A 19,721-nucleotide genomic window follows, 5' to 3' on the forward strand; every position below is an offset into this window, starting at 1 on the left:
AGATACAAGAAGCGCGCGGCGCACTTGGCATCTTCGTCTTAGCCTAGACATGTGTCACCCGGTCGCGCGGCATCACGTATTCCTCTTATCCCCTTCTTCACCACATCAGAATGACGACATCGAGCGATCCGCAACTGGAGCAACGCGCGCTGCTTCTCTTCCGCGAGTTGCTCGATCTAGATGAGGGCGATCGCGCCGACCTGGTCACCTCGTTGGAACCGCTACTGCGGGAGCGTGTGCAGGCGCTACTTGCGCACATGGTCGAGGATGACCTGGAACCGTCTTCAGGTGGCACCGATGCGGCCGGTCAGCGCATAGGTCCCTACCTATTGCTCGAAAGACTGGGCCGAGGCGGTATGGGGGAAGTGTTTCTAGCTAAGCGTGCTGACGGCGCATTCGATAAGGAGGTGGCAGTCAAACGAATCTGGGCGGGTTACGCTCCGCTGGCCGCGCGTTTCGTGCGCGAGCGCCAACTATTGGCGCGGTTACAGCATCCGCATATTGCACAATTGCTGGACGGGGGTATCGACGAGTCGGGCAAGCCTTGGCTCGCCATGGAGCTAGTGCGCGGACAGGACATCGACCATTGGTGCGATGTGCGCAACCTACCATTGGCGCGCCGCGTAGAACTCCTTGTGCAAGTATGCGGTGCGGTCGACTACGCGCATCGGCAATTGATCGTCCACCGTGATCTTAAGCCGTCCAACATTCTTGTGGACGAGGACAGCTGCGCCAAGCTGCTCGATTTCGGCATTGCTCGCCTACTGGATGACAACGACATGGGCGAACGCACGCTAACCCAAGCGATGACGCCAGCCTGGGCGACTCCTGAGCAGCGCCAAGGCAGGCCGGCGACGACCGCCAGCGATGTCTACCAACTCGGCCTTCTGGCGAGGAGGCTATTGTCTGGGCTGCCGCGCGACGACACCAATGCGCGCATGTCTGCCCATGTGGCGCGCCTGCGTCGTGACACACCCTCGAGCGCCGACGCCATCGCCATGTGCCGTGGTCTCTCTGCCGATTCCTTGCAACGACACCTACAAGGCGACCTCGACAGCATAATCGCCCTCGCCACAGCACAAGACCCAGACGAACGTTATCCAGGCGCCCATGCCTTGGCCGATGATCTGAAGTTGTGGCTAGCCGGTCTACCTGTGCAGGCGCGCTCCGATGAACGCGGCTACCGCCTGCGTCGCACCGTGCGCCGCTGGTGGCCTGCAATGGCAGCGGTGCTCCTCGCTTTTGCCTTCATCGGCTTCCACGTTCATAGCCTTCGAACCGCCTTGGGACATACCGAACGCGCCCGCGCCCGCGCTCATATGGCAGAGCAAAACGCTCTAGCAGCACAGGCCCGCGCCGAGCAAGAACGAAACACCGCCAACGCGGTATCCGATTACTTTATCAAGATGTTCAGCATGCTTGGCCCAGAAGCCATTAACGGTGACAAGCCGGCCACAGTGAAGCAGCTGCTGAGTGTGGGCGCCGCGGGGTTAGACGATGTGGAGGCCAGCCGCGAACGTTCACCGGAGGCACTTTCGGCGATGTGGAAGTCTATGGCCGCTGTTCACCGCAACCTGGGCGAGCACCAGCGTGCGTTGGAGCTGGCCGACAAGGCCATAGAAAATGCGCGCATTGCGGGGAACTCGGTGGCGATGGCTGAGGCCCTGCGTGCGCGCTCAGGTGCGTTGCACTGGCTGGGGCGCACTGATGAAGCATTCGAAACCACCTTACAGGCGGTGGCGCAACTGGGAGAATACCGCAGCGAATACGGCAGCTTGCCAGCCAAGCTACACGATGATCTGTCATGGGGATACCGCGAACGCGGCGAGTATGCGAAGGCCATGCATCACGCGCGCATCAGCATCGATGGTCTTCGCCGCGATCCACAAGCCGTTCGCAGATTGGCCTTCGTGCAAGCGCTAAACAATGCGGGTGACACCGCCATCGCTGCCGGAGATTTCGCGCAAGCTCGCACCTGGCTAGAAGAAGGCGCACGCCTTTACCCGCAACTGGCTAATCCCAACCCAAGCACCCACGTCTTCCTGGAGTCCAATCTAGCCACGCTGGATTTGCATGCCGGCCGCACGGACGCGGCGCGCAAGCGCCTGCAAGACCTACTGGTGGGGACCCGGGCGCAGTTTGGTGAGAGCCATCCGCGCACCGACCTGGTGCTGACCAATCTTGCCCTGGTCGAACTGGCGTCGGGAGATGCTCAGACAGCGGTTGCCTCCGCGCGCCGGCTGCTTGCCTCCGGAGTATCCACCTACGGCGCCGAACATCCTTACGTGACCGACGCGAGAGGCGTCTTGTTGATCGCTCTGGTGTCCGCAAACGAGGAACAGGAGGCCACTATGGTACGAGCGCAACTGCGTTCTCGCTGCGCCGAACCAGCACGGGATGCACACGGACAATTAGTAAAAATGGCCTGCGCTCGCGCCGACCACGATGCTGATACGTTGAATGCAGGCGGCACTGCGCTTGCGGGCTTCCGCGACGTCATGCCATGGCAACAACGGCTCGCTGAACGCTGGCGTGGGGAAGCCTCTTCTCGCGCCCAATAGCCGGACTACGGTGATTGCTCTTCGGTGGAGTTACCGCAGTCCAGACATCACCAAGAGAACCGACGGGTGTTAGCTCTCTTCTCACCTCAGTGAGACCAGTGCTTCGCCGCATAACCCTGCGGATCCGCCCGGTAAGCCGCCAGCCGGCGTTCGGCGGCTGTATAGTCGTTAGCGGTTATCGCCATGCCGCCATCCCACGTCAAGCCAACCGGCATACCTGGCTGCTGACGCGCCAACGCAAGCACGCGCGCGACCACATCCGCTTCTGGCTGGACTTCGTGCAGTAACCAACCCCGCAAATTCCGCTGCAGTTCGGGGAATTCGCGCGCTTCTATCCTCTTCATTTCCTTGCGCGCGCATGGCCGCTCAGCGTCCTGCGGCAGCAAGCCATAGACAAGCGCCCACGCCGGCTGCTCTTGATCTACACAGATCGCCCCCACCAAATTCCCTTGGACATTCTGGTCTGTGCGACCAATACGTAGCGGCTGATGGGGCAAAGGCAGTTCTCCCGCAGGCGCTGCAAACAGCGCCGCAATCAAGGTGAAGGAAATCGCAAGCCTGGCTGGCATTGGTGAACCCGCGTAGCGAAGACATACGGAATACGCATTTTTTTGGCAACAGCTGACATAGCGACTCGGTGCATATGGCAACACGCAGCACTTGTCAGGATATGCGGCTCCTATGCGTATCCCCTGCGTCACGCCATTCCGGCGTCATTTCCCCGGAGAGTTACGATGCATGCTTCATTGTGCTTACCGCGTCCCGCTGCATTGGCAGCGGCACTCTTGCTAGCTCTTGCAGTTCCCGCTGCGTTTGCCGCCGAACAGCCTTGCAAGGACACAGCAGGCAACGCGGTAGTCGGCAGCACCAACCAAGGCCACGAGGCTGGTACAGACAACACCACCTGTGCAAGCAACGCTACGGCTGCAGGTTACGAGAACAACGCATCTGCAGCCGGTAGCACCGCGATGGGCTATCAGAACGAGGCCTTCGCTGTGGATAGCACCGCCGTAGGCCGGGGCAACATCGTCAGAACGGTGGGTTCGCTGGCAATGGGCTTCGGCAACGAGATAGAGGCCAACGCAAACTATGCGACTGCAATCGGGCGCTTGAATACGGTCAGCGCCGATCGCGGCGTAGCCATTGGTTCAAACAATGATGTGACTGCGGTCCACGGCGGCGTTGCGCTCGGGCGCGGAAATCTTGTCAGCGGAAACGATGCATTGGCTATCGGCACCTCGGCACAAGCCACTACCGAAGGCTCCGTGGCCGTTGGGTCTTGGTCCATAGCAGACCGCGGCAACGCCGTATCCTTCGGCAATGCCACTCTCCAGCGTCAGCTCATCAACATTGCCGCCGGCACAGCCGGCACCGATGCGGCGAACCTGGGTCAGGTGCAGGCCGTTGCCAGTGCGCTGCGTGGAGGCGCCGGCTACAACAGCAGCGGCGCGTTTCTCTCGCCCAACTTTAGTATTCAAGGCAATAGCTATTCGAGCGTTGCCGATGCCTTTGCCGCGGTTGATACGCGGCTGACGGCGCTGGGCAGTGGCAGCGGCGGCAATGCGGTGCAATACGACAACCCTATGCGGGACAGTGTAACTCTGGGAGGCAGCGCCTCCAGCGGTGGCACTCTAATCCGGAACGTCGCAGCAGGTATTGCGCCAAACGATGCGGTTAACGTGGAGCAAATGGAAAACAACGACCGGATGGTCCTGGCCGCCGCGCGCAAATGGCACGAAGCAGGGATGGACTATGCCGATGCCGGCGACGCCGCCACGCTTAGCGCGGCAAATCAGCATGCTGATGCGGGGGATGCTTCGACATTGCGCTCTGCCAATCAACACGCCGACGCTGGCGACGCAGCGACATTGCGCTCTGCCAACGCTTATACGGATGCTCGCGTGAACGCCATTGTGCAGCCGCAGTTCGAAGAGTTCCGAAATGATGTATGGTCACGTATGGACATGACCGACCGCCGCATCAACCGAGTGGGTGCAATGGGGACGGCTATGACGCAGATGGCGGTCAACGCCGCCAATGGCAGCGGCGATCGCGGGCGCCTGGCGGTTGGCGTTGGCTATACCGATGGCGAGAAGGCGCTATCGGTTGGGTACGGCCTACGACTCGGGCGGGGTTCGTTCTCACTTGGTGCAGCCTTCAGCGGTAGCGAGAACACAATCGGCGCCGGCATCGGCTTTGATCTTTGAAGATTAGCCTGCCGCCGATCACCGCAGACTGCTCCGGCACCGAAAGATCGCGTTCGTTCGACCAGTCAAAACCGGAGGGTAGGCGCTAGCATTTGGACCAAACCGACTCGCTTTGCGGGTCGGTTTGCAGGATACGTTGGGTGCGAGCTACGACCCATGGCTGAGGAAGCGATGCTGATCGCTGATCCGCCTTGCTTCACGCAACGAAGACCGTGGTATGTGCCCAGTTTCGCAGGCGACTTGGTCAGGCGTCGGTTAAGGTCTGCCTCTGACTTATGATTTACGTGCATTTAGGGTTTAATTCGTAGCCGGGCTCCTGGTCCGGTTGTACGACGTACCCTCAGCACCTGTTGATGGGATATCCCTTGATACCGCTCGATCTTTGGAAGTCGGGTTTCGGCGAGTATCCCGACGTACAACAGGACCCAGCAGCGCGCAGGGTATGCGCTCGGCGGATGTCCGCTTTGGGTCTTGGATTCAACCGATCGACGCAACAGTTTGTCGATATCGCTCTGCTGGTGTTTCGTAGTCCAGCGTCTTGCGTGGCCGCTCGTTGAGTTGGCGTGCAACGGCGTCCAGCTTGGCCTGCGTGACATCGGCCAGATTGATTCCCTTCGGGAAGTACTGCCGCAGTAGGCCGTTGGTGTTCTCGTTGGTACCGCGTTGCCAAGGATGGTGCGGGTCGCAGAAGTAGACCTGGATGTCCGTGGCCAAGGTGAAGCGGCGGTGCGCCGCCATCTCCTTGCCCCGATCCCAGGTCAGCGACCGGTACAGCTGCTTCGGCAGACGGCGTGCGTTCTTGATCAGTGCATTGACCACGGTCTCCGTGTCCTTGCCTGCCACCTTCACCAGCATCAGATACCGCGTCTGTCGCTCCACCAGCGTGGCGATCTGACTGTTCCGGTCACCGAACAGCAGGTCGCCTTCCCAGTGCCCTGGCACGGCCCGATCTTCGGCACTGGCCGGCCGCTCGCTGATCGAGACGGTGTCAGCAATCCGGCCGTGGTTCTCTGTCTTCTGGGTGTGGTGTCGTGATCGACGCATCGCCCGCGTGCGCCTCAGATGGGCGAGCAGTTCCTGCTTCAGCGCCCCGCGCGACTGGATATAGAGCGTGCGATAGATGGTCTCGTGGGACACCTGACGGCTCGCATCATCGGGATAGGTGCGTTTGAGCCAGCCGGCCACCTGCTCAGGCGACCACTGCCGCTGGATCTTCTCTGCCACGCGAGCAGCCAAGGCTCGATGCAGCGCCAGCTTACAGGTCTTGGGGCGCCGCGCTCGGTCCCAGGCAGCCAGGTCGGCTTGGTTGGCGCGGTAGCCTTCAGCGCCCTCGTTGCGCCCGATCTCGCGGCTGACCGTGGATGGCGCCCGTCCCAGCAACGCGGCGATCGTGCGGATCGACCGTCCCGTCGCCAAGCCGCGGGAGATCTCCTCGCGCTCGGCCAGGTTCAGTGCCCTCGCGGATCGTCGCCTTGTCGGCGGACGAATGCCGCCATGCTCGGCCAGGATGTTTCGGACGGAGCTGTGGTGCCGGTCAAACAGGGACGCGATCTGGTGCAGCGACTCGCCCTGCTGCCAGCGATCCCACATCAGTGCCTTCTGGGTGTCGGTGTAGTAGATCCTCTTCCTACGCTTCATCTGCAACACTCCCGCTGCCTATGCAGCTATCCGTGTGTTGCGTCGATCATATGAATCCGCGGTCGGAAGCGGACACTAAGCACCCGCACTTACCCGTTGGCCGCCGGGGGCACTACGTAGTGGCAGGGCACGAGCGCGTCGACATCGATAGGGAATACCGCACTGGTTGTGTTCAAGCAGTCACGATGCTGGTTGGACGCGCTCGGAAAATTCCTTTGTCAAGAGCCAGGTCTTGGACTTTCCAAGACAGCTTCCAGCTCTGCGACCCTTTGCTCTAGCTCCACCTCGCGAGTGATATCGGAGAAAGCTCCGAACCATCGCTCTACTACGCCATCTACAATTTGAGGGCGCGCTCGGCTACGAACCCAACGCCAAGTGCCCTCAGGCCACTCCACGCGGAACCGCGTTTCGAAGGGCAGGCCCGTTGGTAGCCAGGCTAACCATTGCTCACGAACTCGCACGCGATCATCCGAGTTCATCCTTAAGTACCAGGAGTTGAGTCGATCCTCGACGCTACGGCCTTGCGGCTCGTCAGCCATAGGACTGATGTAACTGAGTGAGCCGTCCGGCTCGGCTATCCACATGACGGTGGGACTGAGCTCAACTGAATTTCTGTACTGACGCTCGCTGTCATGAAGCGCCAGCTCCGCACGTTTTCGCGCTGTTATATCGAGCGATACGACCGAAAGGTGGTACGCCCCCGATTCCGTAGACACCTGATAGTGTCTTTTGAGGATCGGAGGATCTATGGCGAGCAAGCGATTCACAGACGAGTTCAAGGCCGAGGCGGTCAAGCAGGTCAGCGAGCGCGGTTACCCCGTCACTGAAGTTGCCGAGCGACTCGGCGTGTCATCGCACAGTCTGTACGGCTGGCTTCGTGAGCGCGGGATAAGTCGCGAAGTGCGCAAGGCCAAGAAGAGCGTGGACCTTGTCCAAGAGAACGCCCGGCTGCGTGCCGAGCTGCGTCGCGCCGAAGAGGAGCGCGACATCTTAAAAAAGGCCGCCGCGTACTTTGCCAAGGGGTAAGGGCAAGGTACGCCTTCATGCAGGCCCATCAGCAGCAGTTTCGGGTCGTGACGATGTGCCGGGTGCTCAAGGTAGAGCGCAGCGGTTACTACGCATGGCTGAAGTGTCCGCAGTCGGCACGTGCCAAAGAAGATGCTCGCCTGTTGGCGTACATCGAGGAGTCTTACCTGGCCTCCGGTGGCGTGTACGGCAGTCGTAATGTGCACCGCGATCTGACCGAAGCCGGCGAACGTATTGGCCGTAAGCGGGTGGAGCGATTGATGCGGCAGAAGGGACTGCGCTCGGTGCGCTCTCCGCTGCGTCGCAGATACAAGGGCGGTAAGCCTGCAGTCGTGGCGCCCAATCGCTTGCAACGACAGTTCACGGTCAAGCAACCCGACCTTGCCTGGGTCACCGACATCACTTACCTGCGCACCGCCGAAGGTTGGTTGTATCTGGCCGTGGTGATCGACCTCTACTCGCGCGCGGTCATTGGTTGGTCGATGAAATCCAGCTTGGCGCGCGAACTGGCGATGGATGCTTTGCTGATGGCTATCTGGCGTCGTCGACCCACATCGGAGGTCGTCATCCACTCCGACCAGGGCGTGCAATACGGCAGCGACGACTGGCGTCGCTTTTGCCGCGAGCACGGCTTGGAAGTCAGCATGAGTCGTCGTGGCAACTGCTGGGACAACTCAGTGGCTGAGTCGTTCTTCAGCAGCCTGAAGAAGGAGCGCGTACGCGGCAGGGTCTATAGCAGTCGCGAAGAAGCGCGCAGCGACGTGTTCGATTACATCGAGGTTTTCTACAATCGACAGCGCCGCCATGGACATCTGGGAGGCCTTGCCCCAATGATGTTTGAGGCGGCTAACTCAAAACAAAGCCCCTAACCGTCTACGAAAGCGGGGGCGTACCAAGGCCAAGAAGCAAACCCGCGTCATCCACTACTCTGTGATGATAGATGAGGTACACCTCCTGAGCTCCGGGAAACTGAAACTCCAGAGGATCCCCTTGCTCGCCTAGTAGCTTTCTATCGACGATCTCCTCAATCATGGTCGCCACTTCCGAACTGAAAGTCTCCCGAATTGTCCTGCCCACAACTTGCTCGGGTGGCCTATCCAGCATTTTGCAGAACGCCTCGTTAGCTGCCACATGGCGCTTGGCGGTATCGACGAAACAAAGACCCACAGGCGAAGCCGTGTACAACGTTTCCAGCTGATACTGGCGGTGATATGGGGACAGGGTGACTGAACTTTCGGCGCTTACCGGAGTCGCTCCCGGACCGAGAAAAAGGTGCGCATCCTCCGCTGCAGCCGGCCGCCCAAATAGCCAGCCCTGGCCGTACTCGCAGCCGAGCCGCCTTAGAAAATCAGCGTGTTCCGGTGTCTCGATCGATTCGGCAACCACTGGAACTTCAAGAGAATGACCCAACCCGACAATTGCAGAAATGATTCTTCTGCTATCAGCGTCGATGTCAATTCTTCGGATGAACCCACCATCTATCTTGATCTCGTCGAAATCAATCTCGTTGAGCCTTGCTAGGCTCGAGAAGCCAGCTCCGAAGTCGTCCAGGACGACCTTCATCCCCTTCTTCTTGAGTAATTGGACGGCACGCCTAACTGCCTGCTCGTCTTCAACCAGCTCCGCCTCCGTCATCTCAATCCGAACGCGGCTGAAAGCGAAGCCCGCTTCAGTGACTGCATCCGCTAGCAGGGTCATCGCCTGAACATCCTGCATCAGGCTGGGTGGGACGTTGAAGGCCAGGTAGAAATCATGGGGCCACGCGCTAGCTGAAGTGCACGCGCTTCGGATCAAGTTGTAGGTCAGAATTGCGAGAAGAGACTTCGCCTGTGCTGCAGGAATGAACTCTTCAGGGGAGACTGGACCGAGTTCGCTGTCAGTCCAGCGAGCCAACACCTCAAACCCGACCGTTCGGGTGGAACGAAGATGGACGATAGGCTGAAAGACGGGCGCAATGTGTTGGAAGCATACTGCCTCAGCAATACGGTCATGAACTGGTCGGCGAATGATCACTTTACTGCCTCATCAGTTCAGGGTGCTTAGTGTAAGTCAGCAGTCATCTTGTTAGTTCTGCTTAGCGATGGACGGTGCAAAAGGCCCGTCTGAGAGATCCGTGCTCAACTAGATGTACGAGGCGAATTGTCTCAAGACATTGGGCAAGCCCCCACGTGTGCCAAGGCATAGTCCATGCGTCACAACCCATCGCTCTGCATTTCTTTGGACGCGCGCACAGATTCCGATATGTGCGTTCAGTGCATCTGGTTCAAGCTATAGCCCTATAGAAGATGTCTTTGGATATAGCGTGCGCGTGTCGATTTTCTGTGTATTGAGGTTGAAATGCGTAGGCGAGCACCAGGAGGTGCGTTCATGAGTACGCGCACGGAGTTCAGCGACGAAGACCTTCCACCTGTTCTTAGAAGGCTGATTTCAGAAGGAAGACTCAGAGACTATGTGCTCATTGAGCTATACGCCACGCTGCCATTGAGCATAGAGCGCCTAGTCAAGTTGCGGGCGGGGAATCTACTTCCTTGCCCCGACGATTCGGCTTCGCTCTGCTTTCTCCATGGAGGTGGATTTCGAAAGATCCATGTGGACGACGACGGGCTGTTCGCTATCCGCGTATGGGTCGAACTCGCCAAGTTGGAAGCTACGGACTACCTGTTTCCTTCCGCGAGATCGATGCATGGACACCTGTGCTCGAGGCAAGCTCGCAGGATCATTGACGCGCAGTTCCATAGTGCGGACGGAACCATCGTTGACAGCGAGCAAGCTTGGAAAGCCGAACTAGGGAACAGCTTCAAGTGTAGAGTGAGCCGCTGGCCTTGGATCGAGTGTGTAAGAGCTCAGTCTGGCGAGAAATGCGTCACGCACTGTGAAGGTATGCCCGATGCTAAGGTCACCCGGCCTTTCCGAAGGCACGGCGTCTTGAAGCCAAGATTACCTCGCGTTTAGGGATGAATCCTGCCATTTGGAAAATCTCCCTAAGTATCGGCCATCGCAGGGACGACTTTACGGATGCAGTTGCCGTACCTTGCCAAAGTAGGGGTTCGAACAAGCCAGTCGGCCGACGTCCGCTGTCGACCGATAACGGACATGGATCTGGATGAATGGAGGCGCCTGCTTGATGGGCGCCTCCATTGCGTCAGTAATCAACGTCGAGCGTTGGCGACGGCCACGTTGCCGTGCCCGCCGTTGGATGTTTTCAAAAGTCCCAGCGGCCGGCGATGGACACAGGTATTGAGACGCGACTTCCGGTGTCGTTGATGGCCGCCAGGCCGAGCCCGCCGATCGCGGAATCGTCGTCGGAGAGATCGTCGATGTAGTTCACCCCTGCAGCGAGTGTCATGCTGAAGCGCTCGGTGAACGAGATCTGTGCGCCGGCCTCAAGCCCGCCGCTCAGCGCCCAGCCCTTCTCGTAGAAAGGCGCATTTGGGATCGTGATCGCGGCGTCGGGGATCTCGAAGGTGGCCCGGATCACGTCGGTTTCGGTCGCACCCAGGCGTGCCGCAAAGAACGGCCTGACCCGGCCGCCGTCGCGAAAGAAGCGCCGGTAACCCGCCTCCCACGTGTACGCGTCATAGCTTGAGAACCTTCCGAAGACGTCGAGCTCGGCATCGAGCGCCGGCACGTATGCCGCACCGACACGCACGCGGCCTTCGTCCGCGCTGGTCTCCCTAGCCTGAAGGAATACTTCGCTCCGATCACTCAGTCCATAGCCCAGTTCCAAGCCCAACGACCTGGCCGTGCCGTAGATCTGCTCGTGGCTACGGGAGCGAATGCGCAACTCCGCACTGACACCTGCAAGTGCGGGATTCAACGGACCGAGATCCGGCACCGGCGCCACGGCGCCAGAGTGGACGTTGCCGCTGATCGGCATGTCCACGCCGCCCGAAACCGACATGGAGAACTTGCCTTCTTCTGGACCTGCCGCGTAGACGGGGCCAGCCATCACCAACATCAATGCGCCAAGAATCTTGGTATTCATGTGCCACTCCCAGGGGTTGAGTCAGCTGCTTACTTTCTGTAAGCCAATCCGCTACGCGCTGACCGAGGGAGAAGATTCAAGGGAGAGCACGAACGTAAGCGGGGTTTCAAAAGACCTCACGCGTTATGCACGTTGCTGTATCGGCTGGCGCCGCTGGTCGGCACACGTTGCTGCTTGCCTCGAAGCCGCATCTAGCCGACACCGCCTTTCGTAAGCGCAACACCAAACGTCTCACGCGCCGTTTGCTAAGGCAGGTCGTGTAATCCCTGCCGCTCGCATGACTGATTTCGCGTGTCCTTGTTGAAGGTTCTTCCCCTGAGTACTTACATCACAGGAACACAGACCATGAATACGCTTCGGCTTTGCTGCTGTGCCCTCGTTACAGCAGCCCTCATCCCCGCATCCGCCTTGGCCGCGCCCACGGTCAGTACGCTAGGCGGCGACACCCGTGTGCAGCTTTCCGGCGACTTTGTCGGTGCGCTTACCTCCCTTGGCGTGTCGGTGCGTGCCTCTTATCCTGCCCGCTTGCGTGGGGCCAACGCCGCCTTTCCCATTCCGGGAGGCGAACTGGATCTGGGCAACCTGAAAGGAGAAGTGGATCATGCCGGCGGATTGTCCCTGCAAGCGGGCGGCACCCAAGTCAACCTCAGTAGCTACACCATCGATACGACCGGCGCTGCTCCTGTGCTCACCGGGCTGGTGAAAGTCAATGACAGCGTACTGGGACGGCTGCCGTTGTTTGACATCACGCTGGTCAGCGCCCCCATCGTCCGAGGGCTGCACTCGCGCGCGGGCTCGGTGCAGCTGAATGACGTGCAGCTGACACTCAACGCCGATGCTGCTGTCGCGCTGAATACCGTCTTCAATGTCACCGCATTCCAGGCCGGATTGCCGATAGGGACCGCGCGGGTGAATACGTACTTCTACGAGCCTTCGCCTTGAGGATTCTGGCGTGGACGAAGACCGGGGACGTACTCCCGGTCTTCCTACTGTTGGACACGCTATGAGCGAGCGTCATACGCCTGTCGAGCTAAGCGCTCCGCAGCGGCATGGCGTGTTGCCCGTCCTCGTCAATGTGCTGGGCAATCAACTTGTATGGCTGGTCGCAGTCATTGCAGCTGGAAAAGACATGGCGTGGCCGGGCGTACTGGCGAGCGCTGTCTTCGTCGGCCTTCATCTAAGAATGGCGCGCACGCCTTTGGTAGAGCTCAAGTTGGTTGCAGCAGCCATCGGCTGCGGCTTGGTGGTGGACGGCGTAGCCGGCTCACAAGGATGGCTGGTGTATCGCGCTGCCCCACTGGGTAGCGAGATCGCTGCACCCTGGATTCTTGCGCTGTGGGCGGCGCTGGCGGTCACCCTGACCGTGTCGATGCACGGTCTGCAGCGCCGCTTGTGGTTGGCTGGCTTGGTGGGCGGTATCGGCGGACCGCTCGCTTACCTTGCGGCGGCACGAGGTTGGGGATCTGTGGCGCTGGTAAGTCCGGAATGGGTGGGTCTGCTTTGGCTGGGCTCGGCGTGGGCAGTAGCACTGCCCGGACTGCTCTGGGCGGCTCGTTACTTAACCGCTACCACCTTCCGACGTCGCAAAACCTCATCTGCGTGATTCCATGATCTCTTTTTTGTCGTCGGCATCACGCCACGGTGCTCCACACTAGCGAGGTGGGCTGGAGCTCTGCACTCCCCTCGTCTCAAGTCCGTAATCTCATCTGGGAAGGTCTCATGACGCGTACGCAACAGGTGATTGGCTTGGCTGGGTGGCTACTGCTTTGCTACGCCGCGGCAGGGGTTGGGGCGGTGGCCTCAGTACACGCGGACGTCTTCTATAAGAGTTTGACGCTGCCTTCGTGGGCACCGCCTGCGAGTGTATTTGGGCCGGTGTGGACCGTGCTCTACGGCGCTATGGGTGTGGCCGCCTGGCTGGTGTGGCGAAACGGTGGCTGGGCGAAGCACCAAGGGGTGTTGACCCTGTTTCTAGCGCAGTTGGCAGTGAACACCTTGTGGAGCTGGCTGTTCTTTCATTGGCAACGTGGCGGTTGGGCGCTCGCCGATATCGTCGCTCTATGGCTGCTCATCATCGCTACCCTGATCGGCTTTTGGCGGGTGAGGCGCAGTGCGGGGCTGTTGATGTTGCCTTACCTGGCCTGGGTCAGCTTCGCATCGGCACTGAATCTCGCCGCCTGGAAGCTCAATCCACTCGTGCTTGGTTGAGCAAGTGCTTGGCTTGGTAGTAAAGAAGCAAGACTGAAGAACTGTGTGTAACTCTCGCTACACAGCGACTCGCAGGTCGCTTTAGCTGACCGAGAAGGGGCCAACACCAGCCACACGCTCGGATATCTCAGGCTTCAAGGGAGCGAAACGATGTCAATAAATGCCAAGCTGCCTCCTGAGCTCTCCTGGCGTCAGGAGTTGGATCAACACACGCTCTATTTGGATGACATTCCAGTTGTCCGTGTGGAGCCCATGGTTCGCGGCCTGATGGTTCGTACACTTGTTCATGGGCCACGCTTGAGTGCCCAAGAGACGATGGTTCGCTCGGTGGATCGCGGTAAGGCCCTGGCAAATCGCTGGGCAACGGCACGCCTTACCGTAATCCGGGAAACGTGTTCTAACTGCATCCAGCACGGACTAGACAGTAAGAGCGAGGCTTCCGAAGCGCCCTCTATTGCCCGCTGGCTTCAGACATGACGGAGCGTCCAGCCCTACCCAAAGACTTCCCCATCTTCTTAGAGCGAGCTGTCAGGTGACAGGATCCATGGCAAATCGCATTCGTCAGGCCAGGTTGGATGCCTCCCTGACACAGACGCAGTTGGCCGAGCCTTTAGGCGTCAACCGAAGTGCAGTGGCTCAATGGGAGCGAGTCGAGGGCGGAACCCAGCCCAGTATTAGCCATCTCATCCAGATTGCTGAGATGACGCAGGTTGCTTTCGAGTGGCTGGCAACGGGACACGGAAAGGCTCAAAAGCGCCGCCCCTCAAAACCGCCAAAGAACGAGATCGAATACGCAAGAGACGCCTACGAATCTGCCTGTCTCCAGTCGCTCAGGCGAATACCTGCTCGCCGTCGCGGCTTGGTCGCTCATCTGCTGTGCGAGCTCACAAGTAGACGCTAGAACGAGCGTTTCAACCAGTCCGGGTACCCAGCGAGCATGATGTTAGCCACGCGCTCATCCATCAGGATCGCGCCGTTCAAGCGCATGTGATCTTCAATAAACTTCCGGCCGGCGGTATCCCGAGAAAGAAACCGCATATCGGGTGCGCGGTCCTTTAATTCGGACGTGTGCGAGGCGGGGATCGGGCTATCAGCTGGGCACACATAGTACCCCACCGTCAACGCGGTAGAGGTTCAGTCTCATGGAGCGGCCAATGCGGTTCCCGGCCGCCAGGTGTACTGCAGGTCGCAGTAGATGGGGCGCACAATATCAAAGAGTTCTCGGCGAAACCTGAATTATTCAGGTTCACGCTTCAAGCCAGATTACACGAGCGGATTGCCCCCTTCTGGCTGTGTAAAATCGCCCCCCGCAGGGCGTCTGCCCGGACATGGGGAAACCAGGGTGTCTTCGAAATTAAGTGCGCTCGCCTACGTGAGTCGAGCAACCGAGCAGTTGGACAGCACTAGGCTCAGGAGCCTATTGGCAGACGCTATCGAGTTCAATGGAAAGCACGATCTTTCGGGCGCTTTGGTCTTCGACGGCTCCTGCTTTTTTCAGTACATCGAAGGACCCCGTGGCAGCCTATCCGAGGCAGTCTCGCGCATCCGCGCGTCTCGATCTCACGTAGTTCTGCTCCATCTCATGGACGGTCCGGTTGCCGCGCGGCGCTTCGAGGGATGGGAGATGTTTTACCGCGACGGCGCTGCGTCCGGGATCGAGGGGTTGAATTGGCTACCAGGCAGGGAACCGCAAAGCGACCTCAAAAGGGATTTGGTTGCAAACTCACTAAGCTACTTCTGGCGCAACTTCGACAAGGATATTTCGCCAGCCCGCCCCATCTGAAAAGCGCCGGCTTTTGACCAAGAAGCCGGACAAAGTCCCGAGCGAATTGAGGTGGAGCGAATCAGCCCACCGCAGAAGCTAGCGGGGGCTGGTCGGTAGTGTCCTGACTTTGGCTGTGACTGAGGTCCGCGAGGCGATAGCCTGCACTTTGAACCGTTTGCAGAAGCGGACTACTGAAATCCTTATCGATTCCCTTCCGAAGATTGTAGAGATGGCTTCTCAGCACATCCGAATCAGGCAGGTCGTCACCCCAGATTTCGCGCTCGATCTCTCGACGGGTCACCACGCGTGGAGACTCGCGCATCAAGATCTGAAGCAATTGGGTGGCAACGCGCGAAAGATGAAGCTCTTTGCCCGCGCGTGTCGCCCGCTGACTCGCGGGGTCGTAAGTGAGATCACCGACGCGCAAGGCTTGCCCACACAGTTGCTTACGGTTGCGACGGATGACCGCGCGCAGACGGGCCTCTAGTTCCTGCGCAGCAAAGGGCTTGGTGAGGTAGTCATCTACTCCGAGCTCCAGCCCTCGGATCTTGTCCTCAAGCGTGTCGCGGGCTGTCACCATGATGATGGGGGTCGACATCCGGGACTCTTCCCGCAGTTTACGAACCACCTCCAGACCGTCCATACGTGGCATGTTGCCATCGAGCACGATCGCGTCGTAGCGGTTCTCCTGAGCTAGCCGATAGCCCTCCATGCCATCTACCGCATAGTCAACGTCCAGCCCCCTGGTCTCTAGGTAGCTGCCGACCGCTTCTGCAAGGATTCGATTGTCCTCAACAAGAAGGATGATCCCGGAATTAGACACGCTGTCGCCCCACCTCTGTCGGTTTCACTAAACTGAATCAGGGCTCGTCATGGCTATGTGAAGAAGACGGCGACCCGAGACGTTGCAGGTGACTCACAGCCTGCGCGACAGATGGGAAATCCACCGCTCCCTGCCAGAAGTGGTGGTTGTGGTATATCGATCATCGCCACGATCAAGCCAAAGATCGCACCTTCTTCTCCCGGTCCCACTGGCGCGTGCGTGCGGCAGCGATGAAGGCCTGCGTCAGATCGGCATCCACCACACCGGCATCGCGACCGATGCCGGCCGCTTTCAACACGGGCTGCGCACCTGCATCGGTACCGATCGCCTTCAGGTGTCCGAACGCGTCGCGCACGAAGTCGACGGCGGCGGCTTCCTTGGCCAACCGCTTGCCCGCATCCGGCGACAGGATCACGGCCACCGCATCGAACAGCACCGACGGCGTACCCGCCAGCTGTCCGTCGGCCGCCAGGCGCGCGCCATCGTCCAGCGTCGCCCCGCCCAGCCGCGGTGCGACGATCTTGACGGTGGCGCCTTCGCGCTCGATCGCCTTGCGCAACGCTTTGACCACGGCGGCATCCGAGCCATCGTCCACCAGCAGCCCGACGCAACGACCCTCCAACGTGTCGCGCATCCGGTCGATGATGCGCAGGGCCGGCGACGCCGGCAGGTCTTTCGGCATGACGGCCGCAGGCGGCGCATCCGGCAGCGACGTCATGCCGAGTCCATCGCGCACCCGTTCCGCCAGCGACGGATCGACGTGGCGAAGATGACCGACGATGGCCTCGCGCACATGCGGCGTCTGTACCTTGGACAGTTCGAACACCAGCGCCGACGCGATGTGCGCCTGTTCGTGCTTGCCTTGGCTGCGGAAGAACAGGCGTGCCTGGCTGTAGTGATCCGCGAAGGATGCCGGCCGCAGGCGCTGCTTGCCGCCCTCCTCCGTCCTCGTGGCATGGCTGCGGAACCCCTGCGGTGTTTCGCGCGGCGAATCCGGCTGAAGCGAACTGGGTTCGTAGTTGACCCGTCCTTTCGGAACGGACATCTGCATATGCCCGTCCCGCTGCAGGTTGGCGAACGGACACTTCGGCGCGTTGACAGGAATCTGGTGGAAGTTGGGGCCGCCCAAGCGCGACAGCTGGGTGTCGAGGTAGGAGAACAACCGCCCCTGCAGCAGCGGATCGTCGCTGAAGTCGATGCCGGGCACGATGTTCGCCGGGCAGTAGGCCACCTGTTCGGTCTCGGCGAAGAAGTTGTCGGGCCAGCGGTCCAGCACCATCCGCCCGATGATGGTCAGCGGGATGGTCTCCTCGGGGATCAGCTTGGTCGGGTCCAGGTGGTCGAACGGGAATCCGTCCGCCTGTTCTTCGGTGAACAGCTGCACACCCAGGTCCCACGCCGGGAACGCGCCGGCCTGGATCGCCTCGAACAGATCGCGCCGGTGGAAATCGTTGTCGGCGGCCTGCAGCTTCAGCGCCTCGTCCCAGACGGTCGACTGCAGGCCGAGCACCGGGCGCCAGTGGAACTTCACGAAGGTGGACCGGCCCTGCGCATCGAGCAGCCGGAAACTGTGCACGCCGAAGCCTTCGATGGTGCGCAGCGAACGCGGGATCGTGCGGTCGCTCATCGCCCACATGATCATGTGCATGGTTTCCGGCGTCAGCGACACGAAATCCCAGAACGTGTCGTGCGCACTGCCGGCCTGCGGGAATCCGCGGTCGGGCTCCATCTTCACCGCGTGGACCACGTCGGGAAACTTCATGGCGTCCTGGATGAAGAACACCGGGATGTTGTTGCCCACCAGATCCCAGTTGCCCTCGCCGGTGTAGAACTTGACCGCGAAGCCGCGCACGTCGCGTGGCGTATCCACCGAACCCGCGCCGCCGGCCACGGTGGAGAAACGCGTGAATACGGGCGTACGCACGCCCACCTCGGTGAGCACCTTGGCCGTCGTGTACTTGCCTAGCGATTTCTTCAGCTCGAAATAGCCGTGCGCGGCCGTGCCGCGCGCGTGGACGATCCGCTCGGGAATGCGCTCGTGGTCGAAGTGGGTGATCTTCTCCCGCAGGATGAAGTCTTCCAGCAGCGTCGGGCCGCGCGGTGCGCTGCGTAGCGAGTTCTGGTTGTCGGCTACCGTAATGCCCTGGTTGGTGGTCAACGGCGGATGCTGCCCGCCGGCCACGTCATGGCGTTCGTCGCCGCCGCCACGCGGCGCGGGCTGCGTCCTGGACGTCTTGGGGGAACGGGCGGGCTTCTTCTGGCTGGCCATGGCATCTGCGTCCGGAGTCGAGGGAAACGTAAGGGGACTTGCACGAGCGCCGCGCCGCAGACGATCTGTGGGAACACTGAGCATTGCTGCCAGCCCTTCAACGAGCCGATGCTACATCGGCCGGATTCACGACTATCCGCTACGCGCATCTTCCACAGGCGGCGTGACTACGATGTGCACTCTGGATTGTCGCGCGTTAGCTAAAAGCGTTGCACCTAGTTGCCGGTCGCATTGCTTGAGGCCTCGTAAAGCTTCGATGTTCGCAGTTCGGCCCGACCAGACCTTGCCTATGCCAGAGGCGTAGCAAAAGCCAGCTAGGCGTTGACATGGCATCTACACGAACTCCGTAACGTTCAGCTTTCACACTCACCAGATGGAGGATGAAAGCCATGTCCATTAGCGTCCAGCTGCCGCCGGACTACGTCTGGGAAGAAGACAACGGTGAGGAAATCCTCTCTCTCAATGGTTATCCCCTCGTGCGCGTCGCCCCTGTAGGGTCGGCCTGGCGAGTCGAGACGCTACTGGAGGCTCCGGATATCACGCCTCAGCAGGTGGCTGTGCGACGTGCGGAGTACGGAAGGGGCTGGGCCAACCGTTGGGTGTTGCAGCGTCAGCGGCTTATAGCTCCGGCATGCGGACGCCCGGAATTGGCACCGCCCGTGGTCCATGGACCGCCCCGCCGGATCTTTGCTTGGCAAATGCCCAGTTGGGCGCGAGCATCTTGACGGGGCATTCGATCTGGTCGCTCAAGTCGTCAAGTGCATTTAAGGACAGGGCTCGCACTCTGCATGGTGTTGGCTTGAGGGGGCACGGCTTGGAAGCGACCGGAACAGGCGTGATTCCGCTATACGCCTCGACCAACCGTTTTGACGGCCAAGTTCACGAAGATGCGATGCGGCGACCGCTGTCGTGAGGACGTGCTCCAATTCCGTCGCGTCTGAGTGGATCATAGAGGCGGCGGCCTAATCGGTTGGCACGTGTCGGCGATGCGTTGACGCTAGCACTACATCCAACGCGAGAAAATTCCTCAAATCACTCGCAGGAAATCAGCACGAACACGTCTCTGGCGCCCACCTTTTATTGGCGCCAGAGCCCGCATGACGGCGACCCGTTCAAGGTCAACCCCCACCGCACGGCCCACACGCTCTACTGCGCCCAGCATCCGATCGCTCGAGTACAGCCCTCGGGCTTAGGGCTTGCTGTCCACTTCCTGGATCAGACTATCGACACCCCAGGTCG

General features: G+C 60.3%; 15 protein-coding genes. 8 read left to right on the plus strand and 7 right to left on the minus strand.

Annotated features, from left to right (window positions below):
- The first annotated feature begins 110 nt into the window (after positions 1 to 110).
- On the plus strand, positions 111 to 2,561 hold the full coding sequence (locus tag ACSQ1W_RS15760) for a protein kinase domain-containing protein (RefSeq protein ID WP_436044587.1): 2,451 nt from the start codon (positions 111 to 113) through the stop codon (positions 2,559 to 2,561).
- An 86-nt stretch (positions 2,562 to 2,647) separates the two neighbouring features.
- Here the strand turns inward: ACSQ1W_RS15760 and ACSQ1W_RS15765 are convergent, their stop codons facing one another.
- Positions 2,648 to 3,130: a hypothetical protein gene (locus ACSQ1W_RS15765; RefSeq protein WP_436044588.1), complete on the minus strand. Its 483-nt coding sequence runs from the start codon at positions 3,128 to 3,130 to the stop codon at positions 2,648 to 2,650.
- A 165-nt stretch (positions 3,131 to 3,295) separates the two neighbouring features.
- On the opposite strand from ACSQ1W_RS15765, the gene ACSQ1W_RS15770 reads away from it, so the two are divergent.
- The gene (locus ACSQ1W_RS15770) at positions 3,296 to 4,768 is read left to right on the plus strand and encodes a hypothetical protein (protein ID WP_436044589.1); all 1,473 of its coding nucleotides are present in this window, start codon (positions 3,296 to 3,298) and stop codon (positions 4,766 to 4,768) included.
- Positions 4,769 to 5,245: 477 nt separating this feature from the next.
- Here the strand turns inward: ACSQ1W_RS15770 and ACSQ1W_RS15775 are convergent, their stop codons facing one another.
- Together ACSQ1W_RS15775 and ACSQ1W_RS15780 are read right to left on the minus strand one after the other, a co-directional pair.
- Complete coding sequence (locus ACSQ1W_RS15775) at positions 5,246 to 6,406, minus strand: IS30 family transposase (RefSeq protein ID WP_436044590.1); 1,161 nt, start codon at positions 6,404 to 6,406, stop codon at positions 5,246 to 5,248.
- Positions 6,407 to 6,624: 218 nt separating this feature from the next.
- A complete protein-coding gene (locus tag ACSQ1W_RS15780; protein WP_436044591.1) occupies positions 6,625 to 7,173 on the minus strand; it encodes a PAS domain-containing protein in 549 nt (182 codons plus the stop codon).
- On the opposite strand from ACSQ1W_RS15780, the gene ACSQ1W_RS15785 reads away from it, so the two are divergent.
- Positions 7,154 to 8,301 (plus strand): IS3 family transposase gene (locus ACSQ1W_RS15785; RefSeq protein WP_436043798.1). Its coding sequence is split into 2 segments (ribosomal slippage): positions 7,154 to 7,406 and positions 7,406 to 8,301, totalling 1,149 coding nucleotides; the frame shifts between segments, so codons are not numbered across the junction. The genes ACSQ1W_RS15780 and ACSQ1W_RS15785 overlap by 20 nt on opposite strands.
- Positions 8,302 to 8,305: 4 nt before the next feature.
- Here ACSQ1W_RS15785 and ACSQ1W_RS15790 read toward each other — a convergent pair.
- Positions 8,306 to 9,445 carry an EAL domain-containing protein gene (locus ACSQ1W_RS15790; protein WP_436044592.1) on the minus strand — a complete coding sequence of 380 codons (1,140 nt, stop codon included), beginning with the start codon at positions 9,443 to 9,445 and terminating at the stop codon, positions 8,306 to 8,308.
- 1,189 nt (positions 9,446 to 10,634) lie between these two features.
- Positions 10,635 to 11,417 (minus strand): hypothetical protein, encoded by a 783-nt coding sequence (locus ACSQ1W_RS15795; protein WP_436044593.1) that lies wholly within the window; start codon positions 11,415 to 11,417, stop codon positions 10,635 to 10,637.
- Positions 11,418 to 11,762: 345 nt separating this feature from the next.
- Between ACSQ1W_RS15795 and ACSQ1W_RS15800 the strand changes: the two genes are divergently transcribed.
- The 5 genes from ACSQ1W_RS15800 to ACSQ1W_RS15820 all read left to right on the plus strand — a co-directional run bounded on the left by ACSQ1W_RS15800 (position 11,763) and on the right by ACSQ1W_RS15820 (position 15,408).
- Positions 11,763 to 12,359 (plus strand): hypothetical protein, encoded by a 597-nt coding sequence (locus ACSQ1W_RS15800; RefSeq protein WP_436044595.1) that lies wholly within the window; start codon positions 11,763 to 11,765, stop codon positions 12,357 to 12,359.
- A 61-nt stretch (positions 12,360 to 12,420) separates the two neighbouring features.
- The gene (locus ACSQ1W_RS15805) at positions 12,421 to 13,020 is read left to right on the plus strand and encodes a DUF2878 domain-containing protein (protein ID WP_436044596.1); all 600 of its coding nucleotides are present in this window, start codon (positions 12,421 to 12,423) and stop codon (positions 13,018 to 13,020) included.
- A gap of 116 nt (positions 13,021 to 13,136) precedes the next feature.
- Positions 13,137 to 13,625 (plus strand): TspO/MBR family protein, encoded by a 489-nt coding sequence (locus tag ACSQ1W_RS15810; RefSeq protein ID WP_436044598.1) that lies wholly within the window; start codon positions 13,137 to 13,139, stop codon positions 13,623 to 13,625.
- 544 nt (positions 13,626 to 14,169) lie between these two features.
- The gene (locus ACSQ1W_RS15815) at positions 14,170 to 14,526 is read left to right on the plus strand and encodes a helix-turn-helix transcriptional regulator (RefSeq protein ID WP_436044599.1); all 357 of its coding nucleotides are present in this window, start codon (positions 14,170 to 14,172) and stop codon (positions 14,524 to 14,526) included.
- A gap of 294 nt (positions 14,527 to 14,820) precedes the next feature.
- Positions 14,821 to 15,408, plus strand: coding sequence for a BLUF domain-containing protein (locus tag ACSQ1W_RS15820; protein WP_436044600.1), 588 nt, complete (start codon positions 14,821 to 14,823; stop codon positions 15,406 to 15,408).
- A 61-nt stretch (positions 15,409 to 15,469) separates the two neighbouring features.
- On the opposite strand, the gene ACSQ1W_RS15825 is transcribed toward ACSQ1W_RS15820, so the two are convergent.
- Complete coding sequence (locus ACSQ1W_RS15825) at positions 15,470 to 16,213, minus strand: response regulator transcription factor (RefSeq protein WP_436044601.1); 744 nt, start codon at positions 16,211 to 16,213, stop codon at positions 15,470 to 15,472.
- Positions 16,214 to 16,385: 172 nt separating this feature from the next.
- Positions 16,386 to 18,482 (minus strand): catalase, encoded by a 2,097-nt coding sequence (locus tag ACSQ1W_RS15830; protein ID WP_436044602.1) that lies wholly within the window; start codon positions 18,480 to 18,482, stop codon positions 16,386 to 16,388.
- Positions 18,483 to 19,721: the final 1,239 nt, after the last annotated feature.

The sequence above is a fragment of the Pseudoxanthomonas sp. LjRoot143 genome (assembly GCF_964252945.1).
GTDB lineage: Bacteria > Pseudomonadota > Gammaproteobacteria > Xanthomonadales > Xanthomonadaceae > Pseudoxanthomonas_A.

Coding starts and splice junctions, on each gene's coding strand:
- ACSQ1W_RS15760 (WP_436044587.1), top strand. CDS start 111: ATGACGACATCGAGCGATCCGCAACTGGAGCAACGCGCGCTGCTTCTC.
- ACSQ1W_RS15765 (WP_436044588.1), bottom strand. CDS start 3,130: ATGCCAGCCAGGCTTGCGATTTCCTTCACCTTGATTGCGGCGCTGTTT.
- ACSQ1W_RS15770 (WP_436044589.1), top strand. CDS start 3,296: ATGCATGCTTCATTGTGCTTACCGCGTCCCGCTGCATTGGCAGCGGCA.
- ACSQ1W_RS15775 (WP_436044590.1), bottom strand. CDS start 6,406: ATGAAGCGTAGGAAGAGGATCTACTACACCGACACCCAGAAGGCACTG.
- ACSQ1W_RS15795 (WP_436044593.1), bottom strand. CDS start 11,417: ATGAATACCAAGATTCTTGGCGCATTGATGTTGGTGATGGCTGGCCCC.
- ACSQ1W_RS15800 (WP_436044595.1), top strand. CDS start 11,763: ATGAATACGCTTCGGCTTTGCTGCTGTGCCCTCGTTACAGCAGCCCTC.
- ACSQ1W_RS15805 (WP_436044596.1), top strand. CDS start 12,421: ATGAGCGAGCGTCATACGCCTGTCGAGCTAAGCGCTCCGCAGCGGCAT.
- ACSQ1W_RS15810 (WP_436044598.1), top strand. CDS start 13,137: ATGACGCGTACGCAACAGGTGATTGGCTTGGCTGGGTGGCTACTGCTT.
- ACSQ1W_RS15815 (WP_436044599.1), top strand. CDS start 14,170: ATGGCAAATCGCATTCGTCAGGCCAGGTTGGATGCCTCCCTGACACAG.
- ACSQ1W_RS15820 (WP_436044600.1), top strand. CDS start 14,821: ATGGGGCGCACAATATCAAAGAGTTCTCGGCGAAACCTGAATTATTCA.
- ACSQ1W_RS15830 (WP_436044602.1), bottom strand. CDS start 18,482: ATGGCCAGCCAGAAGAAGCCCGCCCGTTCCCCCAAGACGTCCAGGACG.